Consider the following 23,516-nt stretch of genomic DNA (forward strand, 5'->3'; position numbering starts at 1 on the left):
GGGGGGACTGCCGTGAGCGCCTCCCGCTGGGGACTGCGTTGAGCCTGATCTGGATGTCGACGCGGTTTGATCGTTCATATTCTTCGGATCTGCGCACGACATCGAAATCAGGCTCAACGCTTCCCAGCGAGAGCCGTGTCAGGCTCAACCCCGTCCATTGAGAGCCGAGTCAGGCTCAACTCCGCCCCGAAGGGGCGGGTCACCAACCGCGACGGACCCACTCGTCGAGGTGTGGGCGCTCCGCGCCGATGGTCGTCGACGGGCCGTGGCCGGTGTGCACCGCCGTCGCGTCGGGGAGCGTGAACAACCGGGCCTCGATGGACCCGATGATCTGCTCGAAGCTGGAGTAGTCCCACCGCGTGGCCCCCGGGCCGCCGTCGAAGAGGGTGTCGCCGGTGAAGACGCACCCCAACTCAGACGCGACGAACGACGTCGAGCCCGGGGTGTGCCCCGGGGTGTGCCGCGCCTCGAGCTCCACCCCTCCGGCGAGGAACGCGTCGCCGTCGTGGAGTGCCGAGAAGCCTGCGTCCCCGTGCTCCGCGGCCCAGAGGAACCGGTCCGCCTCGTTCAGGTAGACGGGGACGCCCACCCTCGACGAGAAGTCCAGCGCCGCCCGCACGTGGTCCCAGTGCCCGTGCGTCAACAGCACCGCCGCGACCATCCGGCCGCCGACGGCACGCTCAACGGCCCGCGCGTCATGGGCCGGGTCGATCACCACGACGGAGTCGTCGTCGCCGACGATCCACACGTTGTTCTCATGCACCGGTGGCCCCGCCGGGTCATGGTTGCCCGCAGTGACCAGCCGCTCCACCCGCGCGCTCACGCCTTCCCCCTGGTGAGGCGGCTCGCGACGGCGGTGATCAGCCGGTTGCGCAGCCCGGCCGGCCCGCTGGCGGCGGTGCGGGGGTGGTGCCAGATGGCCTCGAAGATGAGCAGCAGGTCCTCGACGTCCACCTCGAACTCGACGCCGGCGCGCTCGGCCGCGGACCTCACCAGGTCCACGTAGGAGGGCCAGGCGGCCTGGCGGACCTCGTCGACCCGCTCGCCGAAGGCGGGGTCACGGTAGGCGCGCAGGTCGATCTCCATCAGGGTGCGCAGCACCTCGGGGCCGGCCTCGTTGACGTTGAGGATGCCCGCGATGATCTGCTCCGTGGTCATCTCCTCCGGCAGCGCCGCCAGGGCGGAACGGTACGTGTCCACCTGCTCCTCGGCCACATGGCGCATGATCTCGACGCAGAGGTCGTCCTTGGTGGCGAAGTTGGAGTAGAAGGCGCCGCGCGTGAACCCGGCTGCCTGACAGAGGTGCTCGACGCTGGTGGCGTCGATCCCGCGGCGGCTGAACTCGTCGATGGCGGCGAGGACGAGCCGGCGACGGGTGTCCTCTCGTCGCTTCGTGGGTTCGGTCGTCATGGTCAGGTCTCCCGCCGATTCAGGTTTGTAGGCATCTCGATGCATAGTTGTATCCTCAAAGAGCGAGCCTAACGCGCCTCCTCACTCTACGGATAAGGCCCCCTGCATGTCTGCTGTCTTGTACGCCGTCGGCCGCTGGTGTTACCGGCGCCGGCTCACCGTGATCGGGCTTTGGCTTGGACTTCTGGTCCTCCTGGGGGGCTCGGCCGCACTGTTCTCCGGCTCGTTCAACAACGCGTTCGAGATCCCGTCGTCGAAGTCCCAGGAGGCCCTGGACAAGCTGCGGATGACCTTCCCGCAGGGGGCGGCACTATCCGCGCTGGCCGTCGTCGTCGCCCCTGAGGGGGAGCAGATCGCCGACCACCGCGCCGAGATCGAGGACGCCGTCGAGGAGTTCGGCGAGCTCTCCATGGTGGAGGCCGTCACCTCGCCGTGGAACGAGTACGTCGACGGACTGGTCTCCGACTCCGGCCGCGCCGCCATCATCCAGCTGAGCCTGGACTTCGGCGGCGAGACGCCCACCGAGGCGCAGCTCGAGCCCATCACCGAGGTGGCCGACGCGCTCGAGGCCGCCATGCCCGAGGGCACGCAGGTCAGCATGGGCGGCGAGGCCTACAACATCGAGCTGCCGCACCTCAGCGTCATCGAGGCCATCGGCCTGCTCGTGGCCATGGTGGTGCTGACGGTGGTGCTCGGCTCGATCGTCGCCGCCGGGTTGCCGCTGCTCACCGCCATCACGGGCGTGGGCATCGCCATGGCGCTGATGTTCCTGCTCACCCGGCTCTTCGACATCAACTCCACCACCCCGCTGCTCTCGGTCATGCTCGGGCTCGCCGTGGGCATCGACTACGCGCTGTTCATCCTGTCGCGCCACCGCGACCAGCTCCGGGACGGCCTGGAGCCCGAGGAGTCCGCCGGCCGCGCCGTCGGCACGTCCGGCTCCGCCGTCGTGTTCGCGGGGCTCACCGTCTTCATCGCGCTGCTCGGCCTGGGCGTGGCGAACATCCCGTTCCTCACCGTGATGGGCATCTTCGCCGCCGTCACCGTGGCCATCTCCGTGGCCATCGCCCTCACCTTCCTGCCCGCACTGATGGGCCTGATGGGGGAGCGGATGCGCCCCAAGCCCCGCAAGGCGGCAGCCAGGCCGCGCAAGCACGGCGGCGCCTTCGCGTGGTGGGTCAACCTCACCACCTCGCACCCGGTGGTGACCATCGTGGTCACCGTCGGTGCCCTGCTGGCGCTGGCACTCCCCGCCCTGGGGCTGCAGGTCTCGCTGCCCAACGCCGGGCAGCAGCGCCCCGAGCAGCCCGCCCGCATCGCGTTCGACCTCATCAGCGAGCACTTCGGCCCCGGGGTCAACGGGCCGCTCATCGTCACCGCGGACATCATCGGCTCCACCGATCCCCTCGGCCTCATGGCCAGCCTCAAGGAGGACATCGAGGGCATCGACGGCGTGGCCAGCGTGCCGCTCGCCACCCCCAACCCCAACGCCGACACCGGCCTCATCCAGATCGTCCCCGAGACCGGCCCCGACGACCCCGCGACGGCGGACCTCGTCCGCGTGCTCCAGGACCGGGCCGACGAGTGGGAGGAGAGGTACGGCGTCACCACCAACGTGACCGGCCTCACCGCCGTCCAGATCGACATCAGCGAGAAGCTGACCGCCGCGCTGCTGCCCTTCGGCGTGCTCGTCGTCGGCCTGTCCCTGATCCTGCTCGCCGCCGTGTTCCGCTCCGTCTGGGTGCCGATCAAGGCGACGGTGGGGTACCTGCTCAGCGTCGGCGCCGCGTTCGGCGCCACCGCGCTGGTGTTCAACTACGGCTTCCTCAAGGAGGTGGTCAACCTCGAACGGGGCATGCCCATCATCTCCTTCCTGCCCATCCTGCTCATGGGCATCCTGTTCGGCCTGGCCATGGACTACGAGGTGTTCCTGGTCAGCCGGATGCGCGAGGAGTACGTGCACGGCAAGACCCCGCTGGAGGCCATCCGCGGCGGTTTCGTCGCGTCCGGCCCCGTCGTCATGGCCGCGGCCGTCATCATGATCGCCGTCTTCGCGTTCTTCGTGCCGCAGGGCATGAGCGCCATCAAGCCGATCGCCTTCGCGCTGGCCGTCGGTGTCGCGGTAGACGCGTTCCTGGTCCGCATGACCCTGGTGCCGGCCGTTCTGGCGCTGCTCGGCCACCGCGCCTGGTGGCTGCCGAAGTGGCTGGACCGGCTGCTGCCCACCTTCGATGTGGAGGGCGAGGTGCTGTCCACCGAGATGGCGCTCAAGGGATGGCCCGGCGACGGCTCGGTGCTGTACGCCGAAGCGCTCGAGGTCGAGGGCGTGGTGGGTCCCATGGACCTCCGGCTCGTGCCGGGCAACGTCATCGGGCTGATCGGTCCGGTGGGGGCACGTACCGGCGCGGCGCTGGCGCTCAGCGGCCGCCTCGAGACCACGGGCGGCAGGGCCCGAGTGGCCGGCGCCCTGCTACCGCAGGCCGCGGGCAACGCGCGCCGCCGGGTCACCTACCTCGATCTCGCGCACGTCGACGACCCGGCCGCCGCCCTCAACGCCGTGAAGCCCGGCACCGTCGTATTCATCGACTCGGTGGACCTGGTCGCCGGCCCCGAGGCGGAACAGGCCCTCACCAGGCTCCTCGACACGGCCCGGGGCTCCGGCGCGGTGGTGCTGTGCGCCGCCGTCGAGGACCACCTCACCCATTTCTCGCTGGACGGCACCTACGCCGCACCGGCCATCGCTCACGAGGGGAGCCGGGCATGACACCCGACACCACATCCGCACGCCGCGTCACCTGGCCGGCCATCGTCGCGCTGGTGCTCGTACCGCTGCTCGCCGTGGCCGCGCTCATCGGGCTCACCGCGCCGGGAGGCGACGAGCAGGTGGAGGCCGCCGTCGTGAACCTCGACGAGGCCGTCACCGTGGGCGACCAGATCGTGCCGCTGGGCCGCCAGCTGGCCGCCGCGATGATCGAGCGCGAGGGCGAGAACGTCACCTGGACCCTGGCCGACGCGCCGAGCGCTTCCGAGGGCCTGGCTTCCGGCCGATTCTCGGCCGTGGTGACCATCCCGAAGGACTTCTCGGCCTCCGCCACCTCGTTCTCGGAGAACGACGCGGACAAGGCCACCCAGGCCACCATCCAGGTCCAGGTCAGCGAGAACGCGCCCGTCACCGACGCCCAGCTGGCCCAGCAGATCGCCCGGCTGGCCACCGACACCATCAACGCCACCCTCACCGAGGGCTACCTCGACGGCATCTACGTGGGCTTCAACACCGTCGGCGAGCAGTTCGCCACCATCGTCGACGGCGCCCGCCAGCTCAGCGACGGCTCGGCCCAGCTGGCCGACGGCGCGCTCCAGTCCTCCCAGGGCGCCAACCAGCTGAGCGACGGCATGGCGCTGCTCGGCGAGAACGGGCCCCGGCTCGCCGACGGCGGGGACCAGCTCGTCATCGGCATCGGTGAGCTCCGCAACGGCACCTCGCAGCTGGCCGATGGCGCTGGGGAGCTGGCCGATGGCGTCGAGCAGTACGCCGACGGGGCGGATCAGCTCCTCGGCGGCATCCCCGCCTTCGCCGACGGCGCCGCCCAGGCCATCGGCGGCGTCGGGCAGCTGCGCGACGGCCTGGACCAGGTCATCGCCGGGCTGGACCAGCCGCAGGACTTCTCGCAGCTCGATCTCCTGGCCGCGGGCGCGCGGCAGACCGCCGACGGCGCAGCGGGCCTGTCGGGCGGCATCGCGCAGGTGAACCAGACCATGCAGGGCTTCAGCTCCGGGACCATCCCGGTGCCGGACCAGGTGACCGCCATCGGCGGGCAGATCGCGGCGGGCTTCCAATGCCCGGTGGCCGACCCGGCCACGTGCGAGATGCTGCAGCAGACCTTCGCCGCCGGCGCCTCCGCGGGCGTGACCGCGGGCTTCCAGGCCGGCACCGGCACGGCGTCGACGGCCCTCACCACGGCCGATCCCGCGTCCGGGATGTCTCTGGTGGGCGGCGCCGCGGCGCTGGCCGGAGGCGCGGACCAGCTGGCCGACGGCGTCGATCAGCTCGCCACCGAGCTGCCGGCGCAGACCGCTGCCCAGCTGGGGGCGCTCAAGACCGGGCTCACCCAGATCCGCGACGGCGCCGACACGCTGGCCACGGAGGCCCAGCCGCTCGTCGACAACGCCCCGGTGCTGTCCGCCGGCGCCACCGAACTCAACGCTGCCACCGGCCAACTGGCGGATGGCGCCTCGCAGCTCGCCTCCGGGGTGACCCAGCTCGACGAGGGCGTGGGCGAGCTCGAGGAGGGGGCGGCCACCTTCGTCGACGGCGTGACGCAGTACACCGAGGGTGTGTCCTCGGCCGCCGACGGCACCGCACTACTCGCCGACGGGCTGGCGCAGCTCTCCGACGGCGCGGCTCAGCTCGACGAGGGGATCTCCACGTTCGCCACCGAGCTGGCCAAGGGCGCCGACCAGGTGCCCACCTACTCGCCGCAGGACCGGCAACGGCTCTCCCAGGTGGTCGCGGCTCCGGTGGACGCGCCCGACGACGTCATCTCCAGCGGCCGCGTGCCGCTGGTGTCGCTGCTGCTGGTGTCGGCGCTTTGGCTGGGTGCCCTCGGCGGATTCGTGGTGTCGCGGCCGGTGCCCGCCGACGTGGTCAGCTCCCGCGCCTCCAGCCTCGCCCTCTGGGTGCGGACCGTGTGGCTGCCGTTGGCCATCGTCGCGGGGCAGGGAGCGGTCCTGGGGATCGTCGGCGGGGTGATCCTCGAGGCGGGGATCGGCGCCACCCTGGGCCTGTCGCTGCTGCTGGCGGCGCTCGGCGCGTCCTTCGTGTTGGCCAACCACGCCCTCGCGGGCTGGCTGGGCAACGCGGGTCGGGCCGTGTCGGTGCTCCTCCTCGTGGCGACGGTGGCGCTCGGGCTGTCCTCGGCGGCATCGTGGCTGGCCCCCGTGGCGGCGGTCTCGCCGCTGCACAACGGTCTGCTGCTGGTGCGCACCTGGCTCTCCGACGGCAGCGGCGGGATCGGCCTTGCCTCCATGGCGCTGCTGCTGGCCGCGATCGCGCTGACCATGTCCGTTCTGGCAATCTCCAGCCGACGGCGCCTCACCGTGCAGCAGTACCGTCGGGCCGCCTGACCCCGCCCCGCCTGACCCCCGAATCCGCGTCGGTCAAGTCCCGCTGTCGGTGCCGGGAGCCCTGACACGAGGCCCGTGCGGCCCTTGTCCGCCGTCTGCTCGTCGGCCGCGTTCTTGGCTGTGGTCGGGTAGTCGAGGCCGCCCGGGCCTCGTCCCACGTCTCCCTGCACTCGTCCGCCTGTGGCGTGGTCGTTTCCGGGCGTGTGCCGTCAGGGCGGCCCTGGCTCGAGCCTGCTTCAGGCGGGTTCTTCCGGGTGCCCCTCGGGTTGGGCATCCCTGCGCCCAGCCGCCCTGCCGTCCCCCACCCTCGCTGACACCTCACGTCCCCGCCGTCGCCGTCGACCTCGTTGCCCCAAGACCCGTGGCACGAAACACCACACGAAACCATCCTCGGGGCACCATACGCGCCCGACCCCCAATCCCGACGGCGTGTCGTGCACACCCCCACCGCCTGATCGCTCGCCCACGCCCTGATCGCTCGCCCACGCCCCGAGCGCGGGTCGCCCCCTTCCCGGTAGAGCGCACCGAGCCTCTCTTCCGACAGCTGGTGAGCTCACCGAGCTTCCTTCCTGCTGGTTGAGCCGGCAACTGCTGCCTCTGCTTGATACAGACAAAGGCAAGCCGACGCGCAGTGAAAGCCCGAAGTGCAGTGTGAGAACGTGAACATGCACGAACGTGCATGGTGCTTGCAACGACGTGCAGCAACGAGTTGGCTTGTCAGCGGCGGCCGATTGGCCGTCGAGAAGTATGCGCCACAGTCGGCGCCGATCTGACAAAGTTGTCAGGAACGGAGTGAGGGATGGAAACCTCTTTGGGTGTTGTCTTCCTCTCGGAAGTCGTGGGATCAGCAATGCTGCTGCTGCTTGGTGGTGGTGTCGTCGCCAACGCGATCCTCACCAAGACCAAGGGCAACGGGCAAGGGTTCCTTTTCATCAACTGGGGCTGGGGTATCGCGGTCTTCGCGGGCGTCCTCGTCTCGTACAAGTCCGGCGGTCACCTGAACCCCGCCGTCACGCTGGGCATCCTGGCCTCCGGCTCGGAGACCTACGCGGCCGGCGTGCAGGTCACCGCGGCCTCCACCATGGTCTACCTCGCTGCTGAGCTCATCGGCGCCATGATCGGTGCCGTCCTCTGCTGGCTGGCCTACAAGGATCACTTCGACGAGGAGCCGGATCCGGCCCTCAAGCTCGCCGTGTTCTCCACCGGCCCCGGCATCCGCAACTACGCGATGAACGTCGTCACTGAGGCCATCGCCACCTTCGTCCTCGTGTTCGTGATCCTCGGCGCAGGCAAGTTCACCGGAGCCGGCGGCTCTGATCCGGCCAACCTCGGCTGGCTCGGCGCGCTCGGCGTCGCCGTCCTCATCGTCGGCATCGGCGCGAGCCTCGGTGGCCCCACCGGTTACGCCATCAACCCGACTCGTGACCTCGGCCCCCGCATCGTGCACGCCATCCTCCCGATCAAGGGCAAGGGCGGCTCCGACTGGGGTTACTCCTGGGTGCCGATCGTCGGCCCCATCATCGGCGGCGTCCTCGCGGGCCTGCTGTCCGGCGTCCTCCTCCCCGCAGTCTGATTCCTCGAAAGGTTTTGTAAGTAATGGCTGACAAGTACGTACTCGCAATCGACCAGGGGACCACGAGCTCCCGGGCCATCGTCTTCGACCACAGCGGACAGATCGTCTCCACCGGTCAGAAGGAACACGAGCAGATCTTCCCGCGCGCCGGCTGGGTTGAGCACAACCCCGTCGAGGTGTGGAACAATGTCCGCGCCGTCGTCGCCGAGGCCCTCAGCAGCGCCTCGATCAACCACCAGGAGATCGCGGCGGTCGGCATCACCAACCAGCGCGAGACCACCGTCGTGTGGGACAAGAAGACCGGCGAGCCGGTCTACAACGCCATCGTCTGGCAGGACACCCGCACGGCCAAGATCGTCGAGGATCTGGGCGGCGATGAGGGCCAGGACAAGTACAAGGCGCGCGTGGGCCTCCCGCTGGCCACCTACTTCTGTGGCCCGAAGGTCAAGTGGATCCTGGACAACGTCGACGGCGCCCGCGAGCGGGCAGAGGCCGGAGACCTGGTCATGGGCACCATGGACACCTGGGTGCTGTGGAACATGACCGGTGGGGTCGACGGTGGCGTGCACGTCACCGACGTCACCAACGCGTCGCGCACCATGCTCATGGACCTCAAGACCCTGAGCTGGGACGCCGACATCGCGGCCGACATGACCATCCCGATGTCCATGCTCCCCGAGATCAAGAGCTCGGCCGAGGTGTACGGCGTGGGTCGCGCGGCAGGTCTGCTGCCCGACGTCCCGATCGCCGGCATCCTGGGCGACCAGCAGGCGGCCACCTTCGGCCAGGCCTGCTTCGAGCCCGGCATGGCGAAGAACACCTACGGCACGGGCAACTTCATGCTGCTCAACACCGGCGAGGAGATCGTTCCGTCGAAGAACGGCCTGCTCACCACCGTGTGCTACAAGATCGGCGACAAGCCCGCCATCTACGCCCTCGAGGGCTCGATCGCGGTCACCGGCTCGCTGGTGCAGTGGCTGCGCGACAACATGAAGATGTTCAGCTCGGCCCCCGAGGTCGAGGAACTGGCGGCCACCGTCGAGGACAACGGCGGCGCGTACTTCGTGCCCGCGTTCTCGGGCCTGTTCGCCCCGTACTGGAAGTCCGACGCACGCGGTGCGCTGGTCGGCCTCACCCGCTACGTCAACCGCGGCCACATCGCCCGCGCCGTCCTGGAGGCCACCGCCTACCAGACGCGTGAGGTGCTGGAAGCCATGGAGGCGGACTCGGGCGTGAAGCTGGCCGAGCTCAAGGTCGACGGCGGCATGACCATGAACGAGACGCTCATGCAGTTCCAGGCCGATCAGCTCGGCGTCGACGTGGTCCGCCCCGTCGTCGCGGAGACCACCGCCCTGGGCGCCGCCTACGCAGCCGGCATCGCCGTCGGCTACTGGGCGGGCGAGCAGGACGTCATCGACAACTGGGCAGAGGCCAAGCGCTGGACGCCCAACGTCGACGAGGCCGATCGCGACCGCCTCTTCCGCAACTGGAAGAAGGCCGTGACCCGCACGTTCGACTGGGTCGACGAGGACGTCAAGGAGTGACCTCCAACTGACGCATGTCACGTCAGGGGCGCCGGGAGACCGGCGCCCCTTTCGCGTCCCTCGACGCTGGTTGAGCCGGGCCGACCCTTCCGACAGCTGACTGAGCCCGGCCGCCCCTCCCGCTGGTTGAGCCGGGCCGAAGGAGCGAAGCGACGCGCGCCCGCGTCGAAACCGACGTTGGCTAGGGGTGTCGGTTGGGTTCGCGGTGGCTGAGGGGGACCGGCCTCGCCCATGGGCGCCCTCGGCACGCCCAAACCGCCGGCGTGCCTCGCCCAACGCCCGACCCACCGCGACCGGTCCCCCTCACCCACCGCTCCGCGGACACGTCGCGTTACCTCGCCGCTGGTTGAGCCGGGCCGACCCTTCCGACAGCTGACTGAGCCCGGCCGCCCCTCCCGCTGGTTGAGCCGGGCCGCAAGGAGTGTGATGTCTCAGGACATCGCTGACAGTTGTGTATCAGGACATCGGTGACGGTTCATGTATCAGGACATCGGTGACGGTGGGTGGCGGGGGCCGCGGGGGCTCAGGGCTGGTCCAACCGCTCTCTCGCTTCCAGCGAGATCTCGCACCCGGCGGCCCTGCGGCCCTTCCTTGCCAGCGTCGGCAGGTCATCGTAGCGTCCCTCGATCAGGGCGATCCTCTTCTCACGGCCCCAGCCCTGCACGCGCTTCTCCATCGCGTAGGCCTCGTCCACCCGCTCGAACTCCTCAGACCAGACCAGACGCACGGGACGCCGTCGGCTCGTGTACGTCGCGCCGCGGCCGGCCATGTGCTGGCTGACCCGTTCGCCCAGGTCCCAGGTTGAACCCACGTAGAAACTCCCGTCGCTGCACTCGAGCATGTAGGTGAATGGCATGCCCTGATGGTCGTGATGTCCGGCAGCGATCTCCCACACGGCTCTTGTGCTGTGGACGGACGGCTGACGCGGAAGGTGAGTCTGGGTGTCGGCGCGGGTGGGTTGAGCCGGGCCGCCCCACCGCTGGTTGAGCCGGGCCGCAAGGAGCGAAGCGACGCGCGCCCGCGTCGAAACCGACGCGACTCTCCCCTCGGACCTCCGCCAGGTCTTTGCACAGGTCCTTGAACCGTGTGCAGGTTGGTTTCGACACGCGCTGAGCCGCAGGCGGCTCGGCGCGGCTCAACCAGCGGAGTGGTAGAGCCGGGCCGCGAGGAGCGAAGCGACGCGCGCCCGAGTCGACTTGGGTTGAGCCGGGCCGCAAGGACCGGGCCGCAAGGAGCGCAGCGACGCGCGCCCGCGTCGAAACCAACGCGAGATCACCGTGGACCTGGGGCGGGTCCATGAACCAGGCGCGAGAGGCTTCGACGCGGTCGGTGGCGCTTCGCGCCCGACCGGCTCACCCAGCGGAATAGGGCGAGCCAGCTCAACCGTCGGAATAGGTGAGCCGGGCCGACAGACCCTTCCGCTGAGTTGAGCCACCGCTCGGCGGTCCGTCACAGCTGCGGTCCTCGTCAACGGACCTCCTCCGGTGCTTCGCGGGCTAGCCTGGGCGCATGCCAGAGCATGAGGTGCTGTCAGTGGGGGATCGCGAGGTCAAGCTGACCTCGCCCGGCAAGGAGCTGTGGCCCGCCGCAGGGATGGGCGACGGGGCCGCCGTCACCAAGCGGGACCTCGCGGGCTACCTCGTCGCCGTGGCAGAGCCGTTCTTGCACCTCAACGGGGACCGGCCGATGACGCTGCAGCGGTTCCCCGAGGGGGTCGACGGCGAGGAGTTCTTCTCGAAGCGCCCGCCGCAGGGGGCGCCGTCGTGGATGAGGCGCGTGACGTGCACCTACCCGTCGCGCCGTCGGCACGACCAATTGACCTTCGACGAGCCCGCCTCCCTGGCCTGGGCCGCCCAGATGGGCACCATCACCTTCCACCCCTGGCCCGTCCGGACCTCGAACCTGGACAACCCCGACGAGTTCCGCATCGACCTCGACCCCCAGCCGGGCCGCGACTTCCGCGACGCCGTCGAGGCAGCCCTCGCGCTGCGAGAGGTGATGGCCGAGGCCGGGCTGAAGGCGTATGCCAAGACCTCCGGCAACCGCGGCATCCACGTCTACGCCCGCATCAGGCCCACCCACGAGTTCCAGGACGTGCGGCACGGCGTGATCGGGGTCGCACGGGAGCTGGAGCGGCGGATGCCGGACCTGGTCACCACGTCGTGGTGGAAGGAGCAACGCGGCGAGCGGATCTTCGTCGACTTCAATCAGGCCAACCGCGACCGCACCATCGCCGCGGCCTACTCGCCGCGACCCCTGCCCTGGGCGCCGGTGTCCATGCCGCTCACCTGGGAGGAACTACCCGACGCGGACCCGCACGAGTTCACCGTCCGCACCGTGCCCGGCCTGCTCGAGGGTCGCGGGTGCGCGTGGGCGGACATCGACGACTCCCCGGGCGACGTGTCGGGGGCCCTTGCGCTGTGGGAGGCGGACCTCGAGCGCGGCCTCGGCGAGCTCAACTTCCCGCCGGACTACCCGAAGATGCCGGGCGAGCCACCCCGCGTTCCGCCCAGCAAGCGCAAGGCGGACCGGGCCGACGACGAGTACATGGCCCCGAAGGCCGAGCGGGACGCCGAGTGGGGGACGGCCATCGCGCCGCCCTACGGCCCCATGCTGGCCAAGGCGGTGAAGAAGCTGCCCAAGGGCGACGTGCTGTACGAGCCCAAGTGGGACGGGTTCCGCGCGATCGTGTGGCGCTCAGGGGACCAGGTGGAGATCGGGTCCCGCAACACGCGCCCCATGACCCGCTACTTCCCTGAACTGGTGGCGGCCATCGTCGAGAACTTCCCGGACCACTCGGTGATCGACGGCGAGATAGTGATGGTGGACCCGCACAGCGGAGACCGGCTCAACTTCGACCTCCTGCAGCAGCGGATCCATCCCGCGGCGTCGCGGATCAAGAAGTTGAGCGAGGCCACCCCCGCGAGCTTCGTCGCGTTCGACCTGCTGGCGCTCGGCCAGGAGAACTTCGTCGAGCGGCCCTTCCGCGAGCGCAGGGCCGCACTGGAGAAGGCGCTGGCCGGGGCCAGGCCCCCCATCCATCTGACGCAGGCCACGCTGGACCCGGATGTCGCGGAGGAGTGGTTCGAGCAGTTCGAGGGGGCGGGCCTCGACGGGGTGGTGGCCAAGCCCCTCGGGGAGCCCTACGCGGAGGACAAGCGGGTGATGTTCAAGTACAAGCACGAACGCACCGCGGACTGCGTGGTGGCGGGCTACCGGCTGTACAAGGACCAGACGGACGCGATCGGGTCGCTGCTGCTGGGTCTCTACACCGACGACGGCACCCTCAACTCGGTCGGCGTGATCGGGGCGTTCCCGATGGAGCGGCGGCGGGAGCTGTTCCAGGAGCTCCAGCCGCTGGTCACCACGTTCGAGAACCACCCCTGGGCCTGGGCCGAGCCGGAGGAGGCCGGGGAGGATCTCAGGGACCAGTCCTTCCCCCGTACGCCAACGGCGGCCGCCCACTCGCGCTGGAACGCGAAGAAGGACCTGTCCTTCACTCCGCTGAGGCCAGATCGGGTCGTGGAGGTGCGCTACGAGCACATGGAGGGTGCCCGCTTCCGCCACACCGCCCAGTTCGTCCGGTGGAGGGACGACCGGGATCCGGAGTCGTGCACCTACGCGCAGCTCGACGAGCCCGTCAGCTACGACCTGGCCAAGGTCCTCGGCTAGCCCCCCATCGCTGGCTGAGGTGTGAGGAGCGCCAGCGTCGAGCCTCGAAACCCTTGAGAAGTGAGCTTGTCAGCCGGCGTTTCTGAGGCTTCGAGGCCGCTTCGCGGTGCCTCAGCCAGCGATGGAGGTGTGAGGAGCGCCAGCGTTGAGCCTCGAAACCCTTGAGAAGTGAGCTTGTCAGCCGGCGTTTCTGAGGCTTCGAGGCCGCTTCGCGGTGCCTCAGCCAGCGATGGAGGTGTGAGGAGCGCCAGCGTCGAGCCTCGAAACGTAAGAAAAAGTGAGCTTGTCGGCCCACGTTTCTGAGGCTTCGAGGCCGCTTCGCGGCGCCTCAGCCAGCGATGGAGGCTGAGGCGCGCTACTGCAGCGAGATCTCCGCGATCTCGCCCCGGAAACCTCCCTCGACGGGCGGCAGGCTGGTCAGGTAGACCATCAGGTACTGCGTCTCGGTGGGGGAGTCGAGCGCGATGGTGGCGGTGCCGGACGCCGTCGGGTTCGCCCCGACGATGCTCCAGTCCGCCTCAGTCCGCATCGACGGCTCCGAGCCTGACGGGACCCGCAGTTCGACGGCGGTCTCGCCGCCCACCAGCGTGATCGTCGCGCTGGTGACGGTGCGCCGCTCGCCCAGGTCGAGGATCAGCCCCACGCCCGGCTTCTGGCCCCCCATGTCCGGCCGGCGCAGGTAGCGCATGGTCACCCAGGTGGTCTCCGGGTCGCCGTCGATCACGTTGGCGGCGCGGTCCGCGTTCTCCTCGCCGTTGCCGTTGTCCTCCTCCGGATCGAAGTCCCGCACCCCGACGATGGTCGGCGCCCCGGCCGCCGTCTGCGACGGGGTCTGGGACTGGGCCGTGGCGCTCGGCGAGCCGGTGCCCGACGGGGTGGTGGCGGCCTGGTCCGGATCCGTCGTCCACAGCGCGATCAGGGAGGCGATGGCGATCAACGCGACGAGCGCGAGCAGCGCGAAGAGGCCTCGGCGTGTCTTCGGGGCGTCGTCGTCAGGGGCGGCCACGCGCGTGGGCGGACCACCGGCGGGAGCCCCGCCGCCGGGCGCGCGTCGCGGCCCGGCGAAGATGTCGTCGCTGAGCGCCGCGGACGCCGTGGGGACGTCGCGCGACAGGCCCGCCGACCGCGCGAGTGTCGCGGCCTCGAGGTCGTCGGCGGAGGTGCTCGGTTTGGCGACGGGGGTCCAGGTCCCGACCTGCGTGGCGCCCGGCCGGCGGAACGACTCGTATCCGGTGCCCGTCGACGCCTCGCGGGCCTCCAGCCCGCGCACCCGCTCCTCGAGGTCTGCCGACGCGTCGGCGCTGCCGAGCACCATCGACAAGGCCTCCGCGAGCTGCGAGGCGGAGGTGATCCGCGGCTCGCTCACGCTGCCGCGCTGGGTGAGGGTGACGGTGCAGAGCCGGTCCAGCGCGGGCGAGACCCCCGCCTGGACAGTGTGGGCCGGCGCGGTCTCTCCCGCGACGATGGGCGCCGCAGGCATGCCGAACGCGGCGCCTCCTGGCCAGTGCCGCACGAGCATGGCGTACAGGAGCTTCCCGAGCCCGATCACATCGGAACGCTCGCGGGCCGACCAGGCGTGCTGGTGGTCCTCGCGGCCCGCCAGGGCGGCCTCTACGCCGAATCCGCCCAGCCGCACCGCGCCCGAGGTGGTGATGATCACGTTGTCCGGGGTGAGCTGCTCGTGGAAGAGGCCCTGCGCGTGCACGCCGACGAGGGCGTCGGCGAGATCCCGCGCGATGTGCGCCGCCTCGATGGCGCCCAACGGCCCGTCAGCCAGCAGATCGGTCAGCGACCGTCCCGGGGCGTACTCGCGCACCACGTAGGCGCCGATGCCCTGCTCAGGGTCGAGCACCTCGTCGGCGTCGAGCACGCGCAGGAACCGCGAGTCCGTGGCCACCGCGCCCTTGCGCGCGGCCAGCATCAGGTCCTGGATGCGCGGGTCCCCGGGGGCCACGACGTGGACCACGACGTCGCGCGAGAGCACCTGATCGTGCGCACGCCACGTCTCGGTGCCGAACCGGTCCGCCAGACGCTCGACCAACTCGTAGCGGGTGCTCAGCAGCGTGCCGACGGCGGCGATCCGACCGCCCGGTGCGTCCCGGAACAGTCCGGGCATGTCCAGCGCTCCCGTGCTCTCGTCGTCCGGCACGTCGGCGTCGTCGTCCCAGTCGGCCACCGCGGCGTGGACCGGAGGCAGTGGGAAGGGATCCATCGGCCCCGTCTCCTCGTCGACGGCGGCGGGCCGGCTCGGCGACGGCGAGGATCCGGGGAACGTGTGGGTGGTGACCGCCGGGCGGTTGCGGATCACGGTGGCGGGACCGGTGTCGAACGCGTCGATCATGTCGTCGCGGATGGCCGGAACCACCGCCGTCGGCGTGTGCTCGTCGGAGCCCGGCGCGGAGCCCGAGTTCGCGACCGCCCGGCGATTCCCGAACCGGCTGCCCACGAGCTCGGCGAGGCTGCTCAGCTCCTTGACCTTCAGCAGCTTGCCGACCGCGAGGAACGAGGCGAGGATCACCACTCCGCCGACGAGGATGGAGACGATGTGCCCCAGCGCCCCGCCCGGGATCACCGCGGTGAGCCAGGCGGAGAGGTAGTACGCCGCGACGCCGCCGATCCCGGCGCCCAGCACCAGCCTCAGCACGTGCATGGTGACGGCGCGTCCGTCCAGGCCGGGGACGCGCCGTCGGAGGGTGCGCCAGGTCACGAACACGCCCACGCTGTAGGCCAGCGAGTAGGCGAGGGCTAGCGCGGCCGCCACCCAGGCGTCGGAGTTCGCCCACCACACCAGCGCGATGGCGCCCGCGATGTTGAGCCCCGCGATGAGGGTCTGCAGGAAGAACGGCGTGCGGGTGTCCTCCAGAGCGTAGAAGGTGCGGAGGCAGACGAACTGCACGGTGAAGGGGATCAGGCCGACGGCGAACGCCATGAGCGCCCACGCGATCCAGATGGCGTCGCTCGAGCCGGTGCCGTGGCCGAACAGCAGCCCGGACATGGGGCCGGCGAGGGCCAGGAAGGCGACGGTGGCGGGGACGATGGCGATCATGGCCAGCCGCACCGTCTTGGTGTACTCCTCCGCGACACCGCCCAGATCGCCCTGGGCGGCCAGCCGCGACGCGTTGGGCAGCATGGCCGTGGCCAGAGACACGGTGATCAGAGAATGCGGCAGGATCCACAGCAGGTGGGCGTTGGCGTACACGGTGACACCCGCGCCGTGCCCGCCGGCGGTGGCGGAGGTGGCCAGGCGGTTGACCACCATCAGTGCCACCTGGTTGACGGCGACGAAGCCCATCGTCCACTTGGTCAGCGAGAACGTGTGGCCCAGGCCGCTGCCCTTGAGGTCGAACCGGGGACGCAGCTTGAAGCCGAGGCGCTTGATGGCGGGCAGCATGACGGCGGTCTGGGCGGCGATGCCGAGGGTGGAGCCGATGCCGAGCAGCAGGATCTGCGGCGTGGTGAACGCGCCGCCGTGGTCCTGCTGGTTGCCCCAGACCACGAAGTAGAGGGCCATCACAGCGATGGAGATGACGTTGTTGGCGATGGGCGCCCACATCATGGGGCCGAACTTGTCGCGCGCGTTGAGGATCTGGCCGAGCACGAAGAAGGCGCCGTAGAAGAAGATCTGCGGCAGCGTCAGGTAGGTCAGCGCCACCATCGAGGCGTACTGGGCGGCGAGGTCGGCCTCGCGCCAGTCCGGCGAGGTGTAGATGCTCGTCACCAGGGGGGCGCCGATGGTGACGAGCACGGCGACCGCCGTGATGATCAGCATGAACGCCGTCACGATCCGGTTGGTGTAGGCCTCGCCGCCGTCGTCGTCGTTCTTGATGGCCCGCACGATCTGCGGCACGAGGACGGTGTTGAGCGCGCCTCCCGCGAAGAGGATGTAGAGCGAGTTGGGCACCATGGTGGCGAGGGCGAGCATGTCCGCCTGCCGCGTGCCGTTGCCGAGGATGAACGCGATCAGCATCACCCGGATGACCCCGAGGATGCGCGAGATCATCGTGCCCGAGGCCATCACGGCCCCGGCGCCCACGAGTTTCCTGGTGCTACTGACTTGGCTCATGGTTCTCCTTGGCCGCCCGTTCTCGTTGCACGGCGCGGATGCGCCAGGCGGTGCCCCCGACCACTACTGCACCCGATACCAGGATGATGATCCAGCCGACGCGCCCGAAGTCGGTGGCGGTGATCTCGATCGGCACGAGCGTGCCGAGGGGTTCGCCGTCGACGGTGGTGAGCTGGGCGCGCACGATGGCCACCCCGTTGGCGGTGGCCTCGGGGGTGATGTCGACGGTCGCGGACTCACCGGGGCCCACCGCCACGGGCCCTACCGAGGGCACGCGGATGCGCTGCGGTGAGTCGGAGGTGAAGTCCACCTGCACCTGGACGGGCACGCCCAGGCCGTTGCTGACGGTGACCGGGAAGGTGTTGGTGCGCGAGCCCATGACGAACGACTGCGCCGCCTTCAGGGTGATCAGCGAGGCGTCCAGGCGTGCCGGGGTGGCAGCGTCCAGGTAGGCGAGGGCGGCCCCCTCGTCGGCGAAGTCGCTGGAGAACGCCGTGGCGCCCACCCTGGAGAGGTCCACAGGCTCGTCGCTGCCCATGAGGGTCCGCAGGAACTCGGCGTCGGCCTCCGCGGCGTCGAGGGCGTCGGAGACGGAGGCCCAGGCACCCGGCGCTGTGGCGTCCGGCCACACGACGGGCGCCTCCGGGGTCGCCGACGGTGCCACGTGCCGCCGGGAAGCGCCCAACGCGGCATCGGCCTCGGCCCCCTCCACCGTCGCGATGAGGTAGAGCGGGGGCCGTTCGGCCAGCAGTTCCTCTGCGATCAGCCGCCCGGGGCGGACCCCGGCGGGCAACGCGGCGAACGTGCTCAGGGGCGAGGCGCCCAGCAGCGTGGGCCTACCTGGCCTGGCGCCGGTGGCGTTGCGCAGCACCACGGTGTCGAAGCCGGAGAGCTGCGCCGCCAGGTCCTCACCCGCGCCGGCCTCCAGCACGGCGACGGTGGGCAGCTCAAGAAGCTCGTCGGGGGTGGCCGCCTCCGCCCAGCCGAGCACCCGCTGCAGCTCGCCGCTGGCGTCCGCCGTGGCCAGGTCGGGGTTGCCGTACGGGAGCCGCCAGAGCCTGCCGGCCTCGGCAAGCGCCTCGAGCCGGTTGAGCCACCCGATGGCCACTCCGCTGCCCGGCGTGCTCACCCCGCCGACCACGTGCTCGCCGGTCATCCGATCCACCGCCCCCGCCAACGCGGGGTCGACGGCGGCGACCACCCCGTCGCGCTCCGCGCTGGCGAGCAGAGTCTCGAGCCGGCCGCTCAGGTCGGTGAGGAGGGAGTCGTCGGTGAAGTCGCCGTCGGGAGTCCAGCTGGGCGGCGCGCTGAGCAGGACCACGGCGCTGGACTCGACGGGGTCCGTGGTGGCGGCCACCACCACCTGATCCGCGCCCACCACCTGGTTGCCGCCGTCCGAGGGAATGCCGCGGACCTGGACCCCGAGGAGGTAGGCGGCATCCGTCGTGGTCAGGGCGAATCGTCCGGCGGTCAGCTGGCCGACGGTGGTCCTGACCGTGAACTCGGCGCGCTGGCCGGGGGCGAACTCCTCGTCGCGGGTGAGGATGTGCAGGTTTCCGGCGGCCTCGTCGGTGAGCCTGGCGCCGACCGGCACGCTGGCCAGGGTCTGTGCCAGCTGCGCGCTGGTGGTCTGCGGCGCGCTCAGGCGCCAGAAGTGGACGTTGACGTAGCGGATCGGGACGGTCGAGACGTTGGTGAGCGTGCCAGTCAGCTCCACCACCTGCGCAGGATCGGCCAGGTCGAGGGTGGGAGTCGAGACGCTGGTCAGCTGCACATCGAGGTACTCGGTGGCCGCGACGGCGGGCCGCGGGGCCACGACCACCGCCAGTGCGAGCAGCGCCGCCGCCACCAGCGCACGCGCGAACCGACCGACCATCACGTCCTCATGGTAGTTGCCGGGGGCCGCCGGGCGCCGTGGTCACTGCCCGCCGCGATCGGCCCACCACTGTCTGAGCAGCTCGACGGCGTCGTCGTGGGGGATGGGCCCGTGTTCGGTGCGATGCTCCAGCAGGAAGGAATATGCCTGCCCCACGTCCCGGCCCGGTCCGATCCCGAGGATCTCCATGATCTGCGTGCCGTCGAGGTGCGGACGCAGCGACGCGAGCTCCTCCTGGGCGGCCAGCTCGTCGATGCGCCACTCCAGTTCCTCGTAGGCGCGCCGCAGCTTCGTGGCGCGCTGCCGGTTGCGGGTCGTGCAGTCCGCCCGGGTGAGCATGTGGAGGTGCTCGAGCTCACCGCCGGCGTCGCGGACGTAGCGCCGCACCGCGGCGTCGGTCCACTCGCCGTCGGAGTAGCCGTGGAACCGCAGGTGCAGCTCGATCAGCTTGGCCACCGACTTGACCACCTGCGTGGGGTAGCAGAGCGCCTTGAGGCGCCTGGTGGCCTGCTTCGCGCCCACGGCGTCGTGATGGTAGAACGTCACCTTCGAGCCCTCGAAGCGGCGGGTGGCCGGCTTGCCGATGTCGTGGAGAAGAGCCGCGAGCCGGTTGACGATGTCCGGCTCATGACCGCGCGCCTTCTCCAACTCGATCGCCTGGTCCAGCACCGTGAGGGTGTGCTGGTACACGTCCTTGTGGCGGGCGTGCTCGTCGACCTCCAGCTGCAACGCCGGCAGCTCGGGGAGGATGTGCTCCGCGATCCCGGTGTTCACCAACAGGTCCAGGCCCACCCGCGGATTGTCGGTGAGCAGCAGCCCGGTGAGCTCGCCCTGGATGCGCTCGGCGGAGACGATGGTGATCCGCTCCGCCATGTCCGTCATCGCGGCCACCACCTCCGGCGCCACCGCGAAGCCCAGCCGCGAGGCGAACCTGGCGGCGCGCATCATCCGCAGGGGATCGTCGGAGAACGACTGCTCGGGGGTCGACGGGGTGCGCAGGACCCCCTCCGCGAGGTCCTGCAGGCCGCCGTACGGGTCGACGAAGGCGCGGGTGGACACGTCGACCGCCATGGCGTTGACCGTGAAGTCGCGGCGGTGGAGGTCGCCGTCGATGGTGTCGCCGAAGGAGACCTCGGGCTTGCGGGACTCGCTGCGGTAGATGTCGGCGCGGAACGTGGTGACCTCGATCTGCCAGTCCTGGTCCGCCGCCCGCTTGAGCGCGCCGATGGTGCCGAACTCCTTGCCGATGTCCCACGTCGTGGGCGTGAATTGCTTGAGCAGCTCGTGCGTCTGCTCCGGAGTGGCCGAGGTGGTGAAGTCGAGATCGTGGCCGAGCGCGCCCAGCAGCGCGTCGCGGACCGAGCCGCCGACGAGGTACAGCTGGTGCCCCTCGGCCCTGAAGAGGCGGCCCAGGTCGTCGATGACGGGCGCGATGCGCAGCAGTTCGTGCATCGCGTTGGTCTGCGCTTGGGTGAGGTTCGGCACGAGGGATGAGTCTACGTCGTGCCCGCGGCTGCGACCCCCTCGGCGTTGGCCACCGTTCGGGGCGCCCCCCGGCGCGTGCGCCATGATGGGCGCATGGCTGATGTCTGGGAGAAGTTGCTGCTGAGCGGGATCGTGCTGGTCGTGGCCGTGGTGTTGCGCGCCGTGCTCGTCCAGGTCATCAAACGCACCGTGCGGGTCCTCGCCGCCAAGCCGAAGGAGCGCAACGACGACCTGGGTGCCAAGGCCGCGTCGATCCTGGCCAAGGCCAGCGGCCTGCACGACGAGCGTCAGCGGCAGCGGGTCGCCACCCTCGGGTCGCTGCTGCGCAGCGTCGTCGACGTGGCCCTCATCGTGGTGGTGGTGCTGACCGTCCTGGCGGTGTTCGGCGTGCCGATGGGGCCGCTGCTGGCCTCCGCCGGCGTGGGCGGCGTGGCGCTCGGTTTCGGCGCCCAGTCCCTGGTCAAGGACTACCTGTCCGGCATCTTCATGTTGGCGGAGGATCAGTTCGGCGTCGGGGACCTGATCCAGGTGGGTGAGCTGCGGGGCACCGTGCAGGAGGTGACGCTGCGGGTGACGAAGCTGCGGGACCCGTCGGGCACCGTCTGGTACGTGCGCAACGGCGAGGTGCTGACCCTGGGCAACGTGTCACAGGGCTTCTCGACGGCGTCGGTGGAGGTGCCGGTGGCGATCGACGAGGACGCAGACCGGGTGCAGCAGGTGCTCCGCACCGCCGTCGGGACCATGGCGGAGGAGCCCGAGTGGTCCGAGGTGCTGCTCGAGAATCCGACGGTGCTGGGTGTGGAGTCCATGAGCGAGGGCACGATGGTGCTGCGCATCCTCCTCAAGACCGGCCCTGACAAGCAGTGGGGACCGATGCGCGAGGCGCGCGCCCGCGCCCAGCGTGCCCTGGCCGCGGAGGGGATCCGCGGCCCCATCCTCCCGGGTGTGCGCACCGCCCCCTGACGCGGCAACGGGGCAGGCGGCCCTGGCTCGTGACTGGGGTCCCGCGCGCTGAACCACCTTCTCGCGCCCGGTTCGGGGGCTCAGGCCGCGTCTGCGCCCCAGGCAGCGTTACGGCGGATGAGCTCGTCCAAGGCAGGACCGTGGTGATCGGGCATGGCGCAGGTGTCCGGATCGGGCGGATCCACGTCCCATTCCGGCGGGTCTGGTGGTTCGGCAGCGTCCTGTGGGCAGGGTGGTGCCCCTGACTGGAGGTCGAGTTGTTGAAGTCGGTGCCGTTGATGCAGGCGGGGTCGGCGGGCCGGGTCGATGTGCCGCGGCGGGGTGAACCACGGCAACCCGGTCTCATCGTCGATGTGCACCTGCCACTGGGATTCCTCCGATTGGAGGGGGTCAGGTTCGACGAGGCGGTGGTGGTGGGGGCAGAGCAGAACCCCGTTGGCCAGGCAGGTGTCCCCGCCGGCCCACCACGGAATGATGTGATGCGCCTGGCACGGCGCGGGTGGGGTGGTGCAGCCGGGGAAGACGCATCCCTGGTCTCGTTGCACGATCGCGGCGCGGAGGGCGGGTGTGAACAGGCGATGGGTGCGCCCCACGTCCAGGGGGCGGGAGGCTGTACCCAACACCATCGGGATCAGGTCCGCGTCGCACGCCAGACGCCGCGCCTCGCTGGCAGACAGCCCGTCGACGCCGGCCCCGCCGAGCACTGTCACCTGGCCGAGGCCGGTGACCAGGGTGCCGTAGTCCAGGGTGATGTGGACCTGCGGGCGGTCCACCCCGCGCTTCGGCAAAGTGCCGTTGCTGGCGGCGTGCTGAGTGAGCAGCACGAGGGCGTCGGCGCGGCGGGCTCCACGGCTGGGATGCTCACCGGTGTTCGTGTACTTCGACGCCGGAGGCATCAACGCGTCCAACTGTGCGGTGAGGAGGGCGGCGTCGGCGACGGGGAGCTGTCCCGTGATTCGCATCGACCCGTGATGGTCCGGGGACAGGTGCAGGAACCGGTCCCGGTGCGCGGCGCGCTCCTCCCGCGCGAGACGAGTCGCGTCGTCGGCGTCCGCGCGGTCCGGGTCTACCACCTCGGTCAGGCGCGAGGCCAGGATCCGCAACTCGGACGGGCCGAGGGTGTCGACGTGGGCCAGGATCAACTCCTGACACTCCACCAACTCGGCGCGGGTGAGACGCGCGGGCAGCTTCCGCAGCCCGGAGACGATCGCGTCGGCCTGGGGTAAGGAGACCACGCCATGGCTCAGCGCGGCGGCGATCAGCGGGAACCTTTCCCCCAGATCTTCGGCGAGCCTCAGCGCGGCGGTGGCCTGTGCAGGGGTGGTGCGCACCGACTGCCGCACCCCCTCCACCACCCGATCAGCCGCAGACAGCCTGGCTTCGTGGAGGAGATGCAGCCTGAGCCCGGCGAGCTGGGCCTCGAACTCGCCGATCGACTCCACCAGCCCCGCCAGACGTTTCACCGCTACCTTGTCCGTGCCGAGCGTCCGGGCGGCGTCCCACAACGCAGCGATCGACCGCTGCACCAGGTCCATCGCCGACTCGCTCATGTGAACTATTCTGCCAGCGACCACCGACAGATTCGGGCCCAGAAAGCCATCGTCGCAGGAAATTCTTCGACCAATTTTCCAGGGCTTCGCGCGAATGTCCACGAGGATGCGTTGGCGACCCCAGTGCGGCTATAGATGGTTGTCAGGGCCACTTCCAGGCGCGTCGACTTGGGTTGAGCCCCGGGCCGCCTCACCGCTGGTTGAGCCGGGCCGCAAGGAGCGAAGCGACGCGCGCCCGCGTCGAAACCGACGCGAC

At 70.5% G+C, this 23,516-nt stretch carries 13 protein-coding genes; 6 read left to right on the forward strand and 7 right to left on the reverse strand.

What is annotated here, in order from left to right; translation table 11 throughout:
* Nucleotides 1-199 precede the first annotated feature (199 nt).
* Both ACX1D3_RS04335 and ACX1D3_RS04340 read right to left on the reverse strand, forming a co-directional pair.
* Nucleotides 200-823 carry an MBL fold metallo-hydrolase gene (locus ACX1D3_RS04335; RefSeq protein WP_458995761.1) on the reverse strand — a complete coding sequence of 208 codons (624 nt, stop codon included), beginning with the start codon at nt 821-823 and terminating at the stop codon, nt 200-202.
* On the reverse strand, nt 820-1,410 hold the full coding sequence (locus ACX1D3_RS04340) for a TetR/AcrR family transcriptional regulator (RefSeq protein WP_458995762.1): 591 nt from the start codon (nt 1,408-1,410) through the stop codon (nt 820-822). The genes ACX1D3_RS04335 and ACX1D3_RS04340 overlap by 4 nt, the downstream gene beginning before the upstream one ends.
* A 106-nt stretch (nt 1,411-1,516) precedes the next feature.
* Here ACX1D3_RS04340 and ACX1D3_RS04345 point away from each other — a divergent pair, with 106 nt between their 5' ends.
* From ACX1D3_RS04345 to glpK, 4 genes are all read left to right on the forward strand, one after another.
* Nucleotides 1,517-4,174, forward strand: a complete 2,658-nt coding sequence (locus ACX1D3_RS04345; protein ID WP_458995763.1) for an MMPL family transporter — start codon at nt 1,517-1,519, stop codon at nt 4,172-4,174.
* A complete protein-coding gene (locus tag ACX1D3_RS04350) occupies nt 4,171-6,534 on the forward strand; it encodes a YhgE/Pip domain-containing protein (protein WP_458995764.1) in 2,364 nt (787 codons plus the stop codon). The genes ACX1D3_RS04345 and ACX1D3_RS04350 overlap by 4 nt, the downstream gene beginning before the upstream one ends.
* A gap of 799 nt (nt 6,535-7,333) precedes the next feature.
* Nucleotides 7,334-8,107 (forward strand): MIP/aquaporin family protein, encoded by a 774-nt coding sequence (locus tag ACX1D3_RS04355; protein ID WP_458995765.1) that lies wholly within the window; start codon nt 7,334-7,336, stop codon nt 8,105-8,107.
* Nucleotides 8,108-8,130: 23 nt separating this feature from the next.
* Complete coding sequence (gene glpK / locus ACX1D3_RS04360) at nt 8,131-9,651, forward strand: glycerol kinase GlpK (RefSeq protein ID WP_458995766.1); 1,521 nt, start codon at nt 8,131-8,133, stop codon at nt 9,649-9,651.
* 523 nt (nt 9,652-10,174) lie between these two features.
* Here the strand turns inward: glpK and ACX1D3_RS04365 are convergent.
* Nucleotides 10,175-10,507: a GIY-YIG nuclease family protein gene (locus tag ACX1D3_RS04365; RefSeq protein WP_458995767.1), complete on the reverse strand. Its 333-nt coding sequence runs from the start codon at nt 10,505-10,507 to the stop codon at nt 10,175-10,177.
* 653 nt (nt 10,508-11,160) lie between these two features.
* Here ACX1D3_RS04365 and ACX1D3_RS04370 point away from each other — a divergent pair.
* On the forward strand, nt 11,161-13,323 hold the full coding sequence (locus tag ACX1D3_RS04370; RefSeq protein WP_458995768.1) for an ATP-dependent DNA ligase: 2,163 nt from the start codon (nt 11,161-11,163) through the stop codon (nt 13,321-13,323).
* A gap of 355 nt (nt 13,324-13,678) precedes the next feature.
* On the opposite strand, the gene murJ is transcribed toward ACX1D3_RS04370, so the two are convergent.
* The 3 genes from murJ to ACX1D3_RS04385 are packed head-to-tail and all read right to left on the reverse strand — an operon-like array spanning nt 13,679 to nt 20,714.
* On the reverse strand, nt 13,679-17,386 hold the full coding sequence (gene murJ, locus ACX1D3_RS04375; RefSeq protein ID WP_458995769.1) for a murein biosynthesis integral membrane protein MurJ: 3,708 nt from the start codon (nt 17,384-17,386) through the stop codon (nt 13,679-13,681).
* Complete coding sequence (locus ACX1D3_RS04380; protein WP_458996478.1) at nt 17,370-19,262, reverse strand: DUF6049 family protein; 1,893 nt, start codon at nt 19,260-19,262, stop codon at nt 17,370-17,372. Before ACX1D3_RS04380 ends, murJ begins: the two co-directional genes overlap by 17 nt.
* A 42-nt stretch (nt 19,263-19,304) precedes the next feature.
* Nucleotides 19,305-20,714, reverse strand: a complete 1,410-nt coding sequence (locus ACX1D3_RS04385; RefSeq protein WP_458996479.1) for a CCA tRNA nucleotidyltransferase — start codon at nt 20,712-20,714, stop codon at nt 19,305-19,307.
* 126 nt (nt 20,715-20,840) lie between these two features.
* Here ACX1D3_RS04385 and ACX1D3_RS04390 point away from each other — a divergent pair, with 126 nt between their 5' ends.
* Entirely contained in the window at nt 20,841-21,710 is an 870-nt protein-coding gene (locus ACX1D3_RS04390) for a mechanosensitive ion channel family protein (protein WP_458995770.1), read from the forward strand.
* Nucleotides 21,711-21,790: 80 nt separating this feature from the next.
* On the opposite strand, the gene ACX1D3_RS04395 is transcribed toward ACX1D3_RS04390, so the two are convergent.
* Nucleotides 21,791-23,260: an HNH endonuclease signature motif containing protein gene (locus tag ACX1D3_RS04395; RefSeq protein ID WP_458995771.1), complete on the reverse strand. Its 1,470-nt coding sequence runs from the start codon at nt 23,258-23,260 to the stop codon at nt 21,791-21,793.
* Nucleotides 23,261-23,516 lie beyond the last annotated feature (256 nt).

The sequence above is a fragment of the Tessaracoccus yangjingae genome (assembly GCF_054483935.1).